This is a genomic window from Allobosea sp. GW822-FHT05A11, assembly GCF_058800455.1.
In genome coordinates this window covers 100763-111749 of sequence record NZ_JBXAMI010000001.1, presented here as the reverse complement: position 1 = coordinate 111749, position 10987 = coordinate 100763, and the positions used below count along the sequence as shown (strand labels likewise).

Below are 10987 nucleotides of genomic sequence, written 5' to 3'. Positions count from 1 at the left end.
CCATGCCAAGGAGATCACGCATGAAACCTCTCGGCAAAGCCCTTGCCGCGGCGGCATTGACCCTCATTGCCTCGACGGCCGCGAAGGCACAGGTCACGCTCGACGTGCTCTACGCCTTCCCGGCCTTCGCCAAGTTCCACGAGCCGATTGCCGCGGAATTCATGAAGAAGCACCCGGACATCAAGATCAATTTCCGGGCGCCGGCCGCGAGCTATGACGAAGGCCACCAGGCGATGCTCCGTTCGTCCGTGACCAACCAGTTGCCGGATGTCTACTATTCCGGCTTCCATCTGCTGACCGAGCTGGTCGAGAGCCTCGACAAGCGCAAGCAGGTCGTCGATCTCGGCCCCCTGCTCAAGGCCGAGCCGGAAGCCTGGCGCAAAGCGAACTATTCCGATGCGCTGCTCTCGCTCGCCCAGGTCGGCGGCAAGCAGGTCGGCCTCGCCTTCAACGCCTCGACGCCGCTGATGTATTTCAATGCCGAGCTGGTGAAGAAGGCCGGTGGCGATCCCGACAAGATGCCGGACAACTGGGCCGACACCGTCGCGCTCGCCAAGAAGATCCACAGCGGCGACACCGCCGGCATGGCCTACAACATCCATGACTGGCCGGATGACTGGCTCTGGCGCGGCGTGATCCTGCAGGCCGGCCATTCCATGCTGTCGGCCGACGGCAAGAAGGTCGCCTTCGGCGGCGCGGTCGGCGAGAAGACGCTGTCGCTGCTGCGCAGCTTCGTCACCGATGGCGGCATGCCGCTGATCGACTGGGACCAGTCGCGCCAGCAGTTCATCGCCGGCAAGATCGGCATCTTCTTCGACACGCCCGCCCGGCTGCGCCAGGTCACCGACCTGATCGGTGACCGCTTCACGCTGAAGACGGCGCTGTTCCCGGTCGACGACAAGGCCAAGGGCAAGCTGCCGACCGGCGGCAATGCCGCCCTGATCACGGCCAAGGACCCGGCCAAGCAGAAGGCTGCCTGGGAGTTCATCAAGTTCGTGACCGGGCCGGAAGCCCAGAAGATCGTCGTCGAAACCGCCGGCTACATGCCGACCAACCTGCGCGCCGGCGAGGACGCCTTCCTCGGCCCGTTCTACAAGGCGAACGCCAATTTCCGCACCATCAACGGCCAGGTTTCCCGCGCCGCGCCGTGGGAAGGTTATCCGGGCGGCAATTCGGTGCGCATCTGGCGCCAGCAGCGCGAGGTCGTCGCCGGCGTGATGCGCGGCGAGATCCAGCCCAAGGCCGGCATCGAGCGCATCGTCTCCGAGACCGAAGCCTTGATGAAGTAAGCTGATCGAACAGCCAAAACCGCCTCCCGCCCGGTGTTTAGCGCCGGGCGGCAGCTATCGAGCCCTCATCCTGAGGAGCCGCGTCAGCGGCGTCTCGAAGGATGGTCCAGGAAGCTCCGGAACCATCTGGAGCATCCTTCGAGACGCAAGCTGCGCTTGCTCCTCAGGACGAGGGCTGAGTTTCCGGATTGCCTCCCTCGCCCGCAGGTCTCCCCGATGATCATCGCCCAGCTCAGCGACTTCCATGCCCGCCCCCATGGCAACCCGGCCTATGGCATCGTCGAGACCAACCCGGCGATCGAACGCGCCGTCGACGAGATCCTGAAGCTGGAGCCGCAGCCCGATTGCGTGCTGGTCACCGGAGACCTCTCCGATTGCGGCCTGCCGGAGGAATACGGCATTGTCCGCGGGGCGCTGCAGCGCCTGCCGATACCGGTCTATGTCATCCCCGGCAATCACGACCGCCGCGAGGCCTTTGCGAGTGAGCTGCGCTCCGATCACCCTTACCTGCCGCAAACCGGCTTCCTGCATTATGTGATCGACGATTTCCCCGTCCGGCTGATCGGGCTCGACACCGTCGTCGCGGGCGAGGATGGCGGCGAGATCTGCGCCGCTCGCGAGGCCTGGCTGGCCGAGCGCCTCGCGGAAGGACAGGGCAAGCCGACGGTGATCTTCATGCACCATCCGCCCTTCCCGGTCGGCGTCGACGGCATGGACATCATGCCCTGCAAGGTCTCGCCGGGCTTCGCCGGCCTGATTGCTGATCATCCCGAGATCGAGCGCGTGCTCTGCGGCCATTACCACCGGCCGATCCAGCTCCGCTTCGCGGGTACGATCGGCTATGTCGTGCCGGGCACCGCGCATCAGGTCGCGCTCGACCTGAGGCCCGGCACCGAGAACAAATTCGTGATGGAACCCCCAGCGCTGGCGCTCCATGTCTGGAAGCCCGGCCTCGGTCTGATCAGCCATCTCCAGCCGATCGGCGACTATGGACCGCGCCGGGATTTCGTGCTCGATCCCGCCTATCCCGGAAAGCCGCAAACGGTGCCTGCCAGATGACCGAACCACGCCTTTTCGCCCTGCTCGACCAGGCCGGCGCCCTTGCCCGTCGGGCCAGCGAGGTGCTCGTGCAGATGCAGGGCGCCGAGCTCGGCGTCACCCGCAAGGAATTGAACGACGTGGTCACGGCGGCCGATCTCGCCTCCGAGCGCCTCGTCATCGACGGCCTGCGCGCCCTGACGCCGGAGGCCGCGATCCTCTCGGAGGAGGCCGGATTTTCCGGCTCGGAGCAGGCGCCGCGCTGGATCATCGACCCGCTCGACGGCACGGTGAACTATGCATCCGGCCTGCCCTGGTTCTCCGTCACCATGGCCTATCAGGAGCAGGGCCGCACCGTGCTCGGCCTGACCCATGCGCCGCTCGCCGGGCTTTCCGCACGCTTCGTCGAGGGCGGCATCGCCGAGGTCAACGACCAGCCGGCGCGTGTTTCGGCCACCCGTCGCCTGAGCGACGCCGTCGTCTCCATCTGCCTGACCTCGCATTACAGCACCGAGGACGCGAACCGGACGAGCGATGTCATCCGCCGCCTTGCCGGCCTGTGCCGGGGCGTGCGCGTCATCGTCTCCGGCGGGCTGGAGATGTCGCTGGTGGCAGCCGGGCGGCTCGACGCCTTCATCGGCCTCAAGGCCGACATCGTCTCGCATGCCGCGGCGATGCCATTGGTGCGGGCGGCGGGTGGCAAGGTGACGACCGTCGACGGCCGGGATTCGCGGGACGAGGATCTGGAGAAGGTCGTCACCAACGGCCTGATTCACGACGAATTGCTGCAGGCGATCCGCAGCGCCTGAGGCGCGCCCCTCAGGCGGACGCCGCGTGCTCCAGCACGGCCGCCGCCGCGTCTTCGTCCGTGATCAGCACCGAGGCGAGCTTGCCCCGCAGCGTGGCCGCGATGACCTCCGCCTTGTTGGTCCCGCCGGAGGCAAGGATCACGGTCGGTATCCGGCGCAGGGCGTCGAGAGGCAAGGCGATGGCGCGGCGATTGAGCGGATGATCGATCGCCTGACCGCTGCGATCGATGAATTGGCCGAGCATATCGCCGACCGCGCCGGCTTCCGCCAGTTCCGCGGCGCCGACATCGCCCGGCAGCCCATAGCGCACCAGTAGCGAACGCTCGCTCAGATCGCCCGCGCTGAGGATCGCGACATCGGTCGCCCTGATCCGGGCGAAGGCCGCCTCGAACACGTCCTGCGCCAGGATCGTGTCGCGCGACTGCGGCGTGCCGGCATAGATCGGCGCCGCCAGATAATGGCACTCGGCCTGCCAGAGCCGGGCGAAACGGCTCGCGATCTCGAAGGTGTTGATCTCGATGCCATAGGTCAGCCCGCCCATCATCGAGGTCACTGCGAGATCGCGGTACTGCCCCGCGCGGATATGGCGGATGGTCTCTCTCAACGTGCCGCCCCAACCGACGCCGAAAACGCCGGTGGGCTTCTCCTCGATGACCCGCGAGACGAACTCGCCGGCCGCCTTGCCTATCTGGGTCGCGATCTGGCCGGGATCGGCGGGGCTCGGCACGACGATCGCGTCCTTCAGACCGAATTCTGCCATCAGCGCGCGCTCGAGCCGGATGCAGCTTTCCAGCCGCGAATTGATGGTGATGTTGACCAGCCCGCTGCTGCGCGCCTCGACCAGGAGCCGGTTGACGCGCAGGCGCGTCATCTTCAGCCGTTCCGCGATCTCCGCCTGGGTCAAACCTTCCATGTAATAGAGCCAGGCGGCTCGAACTTGCGTCTGCGGTTCCTCCGGCATGGCGGTATCCTGATGCGGTGGGCTTGCGCCGGCGGCAAGCGCGGCGGCATTCGGCGAGGGCTCAAGCTGGCTTACATCGCTTTCGGGCTCTCCCACAACGCGCAGAGCCCATGCGGTTTCGCGCTTGACGCAAACCAATGTAAATCACAAAATACATTTGTCGAAGGCATTCAGCGAAACGAGCGCCGACCTCCATGTCCCATGCCGTCTTCCTCCACGCCGCTGGCGATGCGCGCGTCGCCCCGTTCAATCTCCGCGAGGGGGTTCCGGGTGAGACCCTGCTCGATGTCGCCGCGGTCGGCCTGTGCGGCAGCGACCTGCATTACTACAAGGATGGCGGCATCGGCTCGGCCGTGATCGCCACGCCCTTCGTACCCGGCCACGAGTTCAGCGGCTGGCTGACCGAGGATCTGCCGGAGCTCGGCCTCACGCGCGGTGCCCTCGTCGCCGTCGATCCCAACCAGGCCTGTGGCCATTGCGAGCATTGCCGAAATGGCCATCCCAACCTCTGTCCCGAGGTCGTCTTCATCGGCGCCCCCCCGCATGACGGGGCGATGACGGAGCGGATCTGGGTCCCGACATCGCAGATCGTCGCGGTGCCCGAGACTTTCTCGCCGAGCGATGCCGTCATGCTCGAGCCGCTCGGCGTCGCGATCCATGCGGTGGACCTCGCCAGGCCGCGCCTGCTCGAACGCGTGGCGCTGATCGGCTGCGGCCCGATCGGATTGCTGATCCTGCAGGTGCTGCGGACTGCCGGCGTCGGCGAGATCCTCGCCTGTGATCCGCAGCCGCATCGCCGCGAGCTGGCGCTCAAGCTTGGCGCGAGCAAGGCCGGCGCCAGCGTTGCCGACATCGCCGAATGGACGAAGGGCGAAGGCCTGCCGCTGGTGATCGAGGCGACCAACGCCCCAGAAGGCTTCCGCGACGCGATCCGCGCCGCCCGCATCGGCGGCCGCGTCGTGCTGGTCGGCATTCCCGATGGCGACAGCTACGTGATCCCGGCCGCCGAAGCCCGCAGGCGCGGGCTGAACATCAAGTTCTCGCGCCGGATGGGCCATGTCTATCCGCGCGCGATCGAGTTGGTGGCGCTGGGCAAGGTCGATGTCGAGGCCGTGGTCAGCCACCGCTTCCCGCTTGCCGAGGGGCCGGCCGCCTTCCAGCGCCACGCCGCCAATGAAGCTGGTATGGTCAAGAGCATGATCTATCCGGGCGGCTTGCCCGAAGATCGTCGCTGAACCCTCACTACAGGGCCCCGATGTGAGCTTCATCGGCATCGATCTCGGGACGTCCTCGGTCAAGGCCGTTCTGGTCGATGACCGGCAGCGCGTGCTCGCCACGGCGGCGCGAGACCTCGTTGTCAGCCGCCCCTTCCCGCTCTGGTCGGAGCAGGCACCCGCCGACTGGATCGCCGCCACGCTGGACGTCCTGCGCAGCCTGAGGGATGCCACGCCCGATGCCTTCCGTCGCTGCGCCGGCATCGGCCTCTCCGGGCAGATGCATGGCGCGGTGCTGCAGAGCGAGCGCGATGAACCGCTGCGCCCCTGCATCCTCTGGAATGACGGCCGTGCCGAAGCCGAGTGCGCGGAGATCGAGGCGATCGAGCCCGAGTCCCGCGCGATCACCGGCAATATCGCCATGCCCGGCTTCACCGCGCCCAAGCTGCTCTGGGTACGCAAGCACGAGCCGGACATCTTCCGCCGTACCCGCAAGGTACTGCTGCCGAAGGCCTATCTGCGGCTGACATTGACCGGCGAGGCGATCGAGGAGATGTCCGACGCCTCCGGTACGCTCTGGCTCGACACCGGCCGCCGCGACTGGTCCGACCGGATGCTGGCCGCGACCGGGCTCGACCGCAGCCACATGCCTGCGCTCGTTGAGGGCTCGCAACCGGCCGGCCGCATGCGCCCCGACCTCAGCCGCGATCTCGGTTTCGACGCTCCGCCCCTCTTCGCTGGCGGCGCTGGCGACAATGCCGCCGGGGCGATCGGGCTGGGCGCCGTGGCAACGGGATCAAGCTTCCTGTCGCTGGGCACCTCCGGGGTGTTCTGGCGCACGACCGCCGGCTTCGAGCCGCGCGCGGGCAGCGCCGTCCATGCCTTCTGCCACGCCTTGCCGGATCGCTGGCACCAGATGTCGGTCCATCTCTCCGCCGCCGCCAGCCTGAGCTGGTGGGCTTCGGTCTGCGGGCAATCGGAGGCTGCACTGCTGAACGAACTCGGCCCGCAGGCGGAGCAGGCCTCGCCGGTGCTCTTCACGCCCTACCTTTCGGGGGAGCGCACGCCTCATAACGATCCGCAGATGCGTGGCATCTTCGCCGGCCTTGGCCACGAGGCCGATCGGCGGACCATGACCCAGGCGGTGCTGGAAGGCGTCGCCTTCGCCTTCAGGGATGGCAAGGAGGCCTTGGAGGCTGGGACCTCGCCGATCGAGGAGGCCCTGGCGATCGGCGGCGGCGCGCGCTCGGATATCTGGCTGTCGATCCTCGCCGACGCGTTGACCCTGCCGCTCAAGCGCTGTCGCCAGGCCGAGGCCGGCGCCGCCTTCGGGGCCGCGCGCCTCGCCCGTCTGGCCTGCACCGGCGAGCAGCCCGAGACGGTCTGCACGCCGCCAGCAGGCGAAGCCGATACCTTCATGCCGCATCCTGCCAGGGCAGCGGCCTATGCGGAGCGCTACGCGGCCTGGCGTCGTGCTGCGGAGGTCAGTCGCACGTTGCGCTGATCGGAAACGGGTTTGACAGACAATCGGGCGAATGCTCTTCATGTGAGCATCCGTTCAAATCGATTGTTGCCCGATGCCTCAGCCGCCCTCCCCTTTCGACCTCGTCATCCTCGATTGCGACGGCGTGCTCGTCGACAGCGAAACCATCAGCTGCCGGACGCTGGTCGATATTCTCTCGCCTTTCGATCCCGGCTATGATCTGGAGACGGTCATGCGCCGCTATCTCGGGCGGCCGGCCAGCGCAGTCGTCGAGGATTACGAGAGAATGACCGGCCGCCCGGCTTCGACAGATTTCACGCGGGACTGGCGGGCTCAGCTCTTCGCTTCGTTCAAAAGCGATCTCCAACCGGTGGAGGGCGTCCGGGACGCCGTCGCGACCTTCGGCAGCGATTATTGCGTGGCCTCGTCCAGCGACGAGGAGCGCATCGAGATCTGCCTGCGCCAGACCGGCCTCTGGGACCTCTTCGAAGGACGGATCTTCAGCACGACGCGCGTCAAGCGCGGCAAGCCGGCGCCCGACCTCTTCCTGTTGGCGGCGGGTGAGCGCGGCGTCGCGCCGGAGCGCTGCCTGGTGGTCGAGGACAGCGTCAGCGGCGTCATGGCCGCGAAGGCCGCGGGCATGACGGCCTATGGCCTCGCTGCCGGGAGCCATTTTGCCGTACTGGACCAGCGGCAGGCACTTCTCGCCGCCGGGGCCGACCGCCTCTTCGAATCCTGGCGGGAGCTCGCGCTCGCGCCGGCCGCCACCTGACGGGTCCGATGGCCGACAACGACAGCACCCGCCTCGAAGACGCCGCCCGCGCCGGCTGGCTCTATTATATCGCCGGCCGCACCCAGGACGATATCGCGCAGATCCTGAACATCTCGCGCCCGGCGGCGCAGCGCCTTGTCTCGCTCTGTCGCAGCGAGGGGCTGATCAGCTTCCGGATGAACCACCCGATCAGCACCTGCATGGACCTCGCCGCCCGGCTGCGCGACCGTTTCGAGCTGCTGCATTGCGATGTCGCCCCTTCGGACGGCTCGGCGGAAACCGGCGCAGCCGGCATCGCCGCGCTCGGCGGCGTGCTGATCGAGCGCTGGCTGCGCTCGCGCAAATCGCTGGTCATGGCGCTCGGCACCGGCCGCTCGATGCGCGCCAGCATCGAGCGCGTGCCGCCGATGTCCTGCCCGCTGCACCGGCTGGTTTCGCTGGTCGGCACTATCTCCCCCGACGGCTCGGCCAGCCCTTTTGACACGCTGGTGAAGCTCGCCGAAATCACCAAGGCGCAACATTTCCCGATGCCGCTGCCGCTCTACGTCTCGAGCCCCGAGGAGCGCGCCCAGCTCATCGAGATCGAGTCGATCCGGCGCATCCGCGCCATCGCCGGCGAAGCCGATCTCTGGATGATGGGCATCAGCCAGATCGGCGAGGACGCCGTCCTGTACCGGGACGGCTTCATGACACGCAGCGAATTGCTCGACATGGTCCGCCACGGCGCGGTCGGCGAGGTCACAGGCTGGGTCTTCGACGCCGAAGGCCGCTTCCTCGAGCGCGGCACCAATCTGCGCGTCACCAGCGTGCCGCCGGAGCCCGGCAGCGCCCGCCTGCGCATCTGCATCGGCCAGGGTCCCGCCAAGGTCGCACCATTGCGCGCCGCACTGGCGGGCAAGATCGTCAACGGCCTCGTCACGGACGAGGACACTGCCCGCGCCCTTCTCGCAGACTGACTCCCCCCATCAACCTGCACCTCCATCCGCTCGCCCGCGAGCGATCGCGCACGGCTGTCATCCGCCCGTCACCAACGGTTGACATAACAAGCCAGTGTGCGAGCATATGCTTCAACAAAGAGCATATGCTCGAAGAAGACGGATGAGGGAGGCTTTGACATGCGACCTTTCTATGGTGCCTTGGCGGGCGCGGGCGCTCTGCTGCTGGCGGGGCTCAGCTCCGCGCAGGCGGCGACGGAAATCGAGTTCTGGCACGCGATGAGCGGCGCGCTCGGCGAGCGCGTCGACGATCTCGTCAAGAAGTTCAACGACTCGCAGAAGGATTACGTCGTCAAGGCGATCGCCAAGGGCAATTACGACGAGGTCCTGAACGGCACGATCGCGGCCTATCGCGCCAAGCGCCAGCCCGAGATCGTGCAGTCGAACGAGCGTTCCTTCCTGACGATGGTCAATTCCGGCGCCATCGTCCCGACCGCCGAGCTGATGGAACAGCAGGGACGCCCGGTCGACGCCTCCAAATTCATCGCTCCGGTGGTCAGCTACTACACGATCGGCGGCAAGCTGCAGGCGATGCCGTTCAACTCCTCGACGCCGATCCTGTTCTACAACCGCGACCACTTCAAAGCCGCCGGCTTCGACAAGCCCGGCGCGACCTGGCAGGAGCTCGAGCCGCAGCTCGACGCGATCAAGGCCAAGGGCGTCTCGAAATGCGCGATGGTGCTGCCGGGCGACTACGAGTGGAGCTTCCTCGAAAACTACAGCGCGGTGAACGACATCCCGTACGCGACCAAGCGCAACGGCATGGACGGTCTCGACACCAGCTTCGTCTTCAACAAGGGCAAGCTCGTCGGCCAGGTCGAGCGCATGAAACGGCTGGTCTCGTCCAATGTGATGCAGCTCGCCGGCCAGGGCATCATCCCGATCCAGCTCTTCACCTCCGGCGAATGCTCGACGATCATCGCCTCGACCGCCTCGCATGCCGCCGTCGTCGCCGCCGCGAAATTCGACTGGAGCGCCGCCGAATTGCCTTATGAACAGGGCGTCACCCCCCGGAACAGCGTCATCGGCGGCGCCGCGCTCTGGACCCTGAAGGGCCACACGCCGGAGAAGTACAAGGCGGTCGCCGCCTTCTACGACTTCCTCGCCAAGACCGACACGCAGGTCTGGTGGCACCAGGCGACGGGCTATGTCCCGGTCACCACCGCGGCCTATGAAGCGGCCAAGGCGCAGGGCTACTACCAGAAGAACCCGACCCGCGAGATCGCCGTGGTGCAGTTGATGCGCGGCACGCCCAGCGACAATTCGCTCGGCTTCCGCATCGGCAACAGCAACCAGATCAATGTCGGGATCATGGAGGAGGTCTCGGCCGCCTTCCTCGGCAAGAAGCCGGTGCAGCAGGCGCTCGACGATGCGGTCTCGCGCGGCAACGAGGTGCTGCGCCGCTACGAGCAGCTCAATGCCGGCAAGAAATAATACGGCTACCCTTCCCGGAACGGCTGGCGGAGGCTCTCGTCTCCGCTGGCCGTTCCGGCGCCTGCTCCTGAAGGGGGCCGGCGATGGTCAGGCCGAAAGCGGACTGAAGCGCGCCCATTTCAAGGAATGGCGCCTGCCCTTCTGGCTGCTCGCGCCGCAGCTCTTCATCCTGCTGCTGTTCTTCTTCATCCCCTCGATCAGGGCGCTGATCCAGGCTTTCCAGCTCACGGACCCGTTCGGCGCCACCACGCAATGGGTCGGCTTCCAGAATTTCGAGCGGCTGTTTCGCAGCGGCGTCTACTGGTCCTCGGCGCAGGTGACGCTGATCTTCACCCTCGCGCAGAACGTGCTGACGCTGTCGGTCGCGCTGCTGCTCGCCTTCGCCTCGAACCACATCCTGCGCGGGCGCGGTGCCTACCGCACCGTGCTGCTGCTGCCCTATGCCATCGCGCCGGCGATCGCCGGCATTATGCTCGCCTTCCTGTTCAATCCACGCGTCGGCCCTGTCGCGCAGATGCTGCAGGGGCTGGGGCTGGACTGGGACCCGAACCGCAATTCCTGGCACGCGCTCGCGCTGGTCGTGATGGCGGCCTCGTGGAAGCACATCTGCTACAACTACATCTTCCTCGTCGCCGCGCTGATGTCGGTGCCGCAGTCGATCCTCGAATCCGCCTATCTCGACGGCGCCGGGCCGGTCCAGCGCTTCCTGCGCATCTCGCTGCCGATGATCACGCCGACGCTGTTCTTCCTGATCGTGATCAACTTCGTCTACGGGCTGTTCGAGACCTTCGCCATCATCGATGCGACCACGCGGGGCGGCCCCGCCGGCGCCACCTCGATCCTCGTCTACAAGGTCTATCAGGATGGCTTCGTCACGCTCGACCTCGGCTCATCAGCCGCGCAATCCGTGGTGCTGATGGCGCTCGCGCTGTTCCTGACCTTCGCGCAGTTCCGCTTCGTGGAGCGCCGCGTGAACTACAGCGTCTAGAGCG

10 protein-coding genes are annotated in these 10987 nt (G+C 67.0%); 9 read left to right on the top strand and 1 reads right to left on the bottom strand.

Annotated features, from left to right (window positions below):
- The first annotated feature begins 20 nt into the window (after window positions 1–20).
- The 3 genes from AC1RLU_RS00560 (at window position 21) to AC1RLU_RS00550 (ending at window position 3136) form a co-directional block, all read left to right on the top strand.
- On the top strand, window positions 21–1289 hold the full coding sequence (locus AC1RLU_RS00560; protein ID WP_091856764.1) for an ABC transporter substrate-binding protein: 1269 nt from the start codon (window positions 21–23) through the stop codon (window positions 1287–1289).
- A 216-nt stretch (window positions 1290–1505) separates the two neighbouring features.
- Window positions 1506–2348 (top strand): phosphodiesterase, encoded by an 843-nt coding sequence (locus AC1RLU_RS00555; protein ID WP_492793451.1) that lies wholly within the window; start codon window positions 1506–1508, stop codon window positions 2346–2348.
- On the top strand, window positions 2345–3136 hold the full coding sequence (locus tag AC1RLU_RS00550; RefSeq protein ID WP_492793450.1) for an inositol monophosphatase family protein: 792 nt from the start codon (window positions 2345–2347) through the stop codon (window positions 3134–3136). The genes AC1RLU_RS00555 and AC1RLU_RS00550 overlap by 4 nt, the downstream gene beginning before the upstream one ends.
- A gap of 10 nt (window positions 3137–3146) precedes the next feature.
- Here AC1RLU_RS00550 and AC1RLU_RS00545 read toward each other — a convergent pair whose 3' ends face one another.
- Window positions 3147–4097 carry a sugar-binding transcriptional regulator gene (locus tag AC1RLU_RS00545; protein WP_492793449.1) on the bottom strand — a complete coding sequence of 317 codons (951 nt, stop codon included), beginning with the start codon at window positions 4095–4097 and terminating at the stop codon, window positions 3147–3149.
- A gap of 194 nt (window positions 4098–4291) precedes the next feature.
- Between AC1RLU_RS00545 and AC1RLU_RS00540 the strand changes: the two genes are divergently transcribed.
- From AC1RLU_RS00540 to AC1RLU_RS00515, 6 genes are all read left to right on the top strand, one after another.
- Window positions 4292–5332 (top strand): zinc-dependent alcohol dehydrogenase, encoded by a 1041-nt coding sequence (locus AC1RLU_RS00540; RefSeq protein WP_492793448.1) that lies wholly within the window; start codon window positions 4292–4294, stop codon window positions 5330–5332.
- 22 nt (window positions 5333–5354) lie between these two features.
- On the top strand, window positions 5355–6815 hold the full coding sequence (gene xylB / locus AC1RLU_RS00535) for a xylulokinase (protein ID WP_492793447.1): 1461 nt from the start codon (window positions 5355–5357) through the stop codon (window positions 6813–6815).
- Between the two features lie 73 nt (window positions 6816–6888).
- Window positions 6889–7566 carry an HAD family hydrolase gene (locus AC1RLU_RS00530; RefSeq protein ID WP_492793446.1) on the top strand — a complete coding sequence of 226 codons (678 nt, stop codon included), beginning with the start codon at window positions 6889–6891 and terminating at the stop codon, window positions 7564–7566.
- 8 nt (window positions 7567–7574) lie between these two features.
- On the top strand, window positions 7575–8522 hold the full coding sequence (locus AC1RLU_RS00525; RefSeq protein ID WP_492793445.1) for a sugar-binding transcriptional regulator: 948 nt from the start codon (window positions 7575–7577) through the stop codon (window positions 8520–8522).
- Between the two features lie 159 nt (window positions 8523–8681).
- Window positions 8682–9995, top strand: a complete 1314-nt coding sequence (locus tag AC1RLU_RS00520) for an extracellular solute-binding protein (RefSeq protein ID WP_492793444.1) — start codon at window positions 8682–8684, stop codon at window positions 9993–9995.
- Window positions 9979–10983 carry an ABC transporter permease subunit gene (locus AC1RLU_RS00515; protein WP_061970461.1) on the top strand — a complete coding sequence of 335 codons (1005 nt, stop codon included), beginning with the start codon at window positions 9979–9981 and terminating at the stop codon, window positions 10981–10983. Before AC1RLU_RS00520 ends, AC1RLU_RS00515 begins: the two co-directional genes overlap by 17 nt.
- The last annotated feature ends 4 nt before the right edge of the window (window positions 10984–10987 follow it).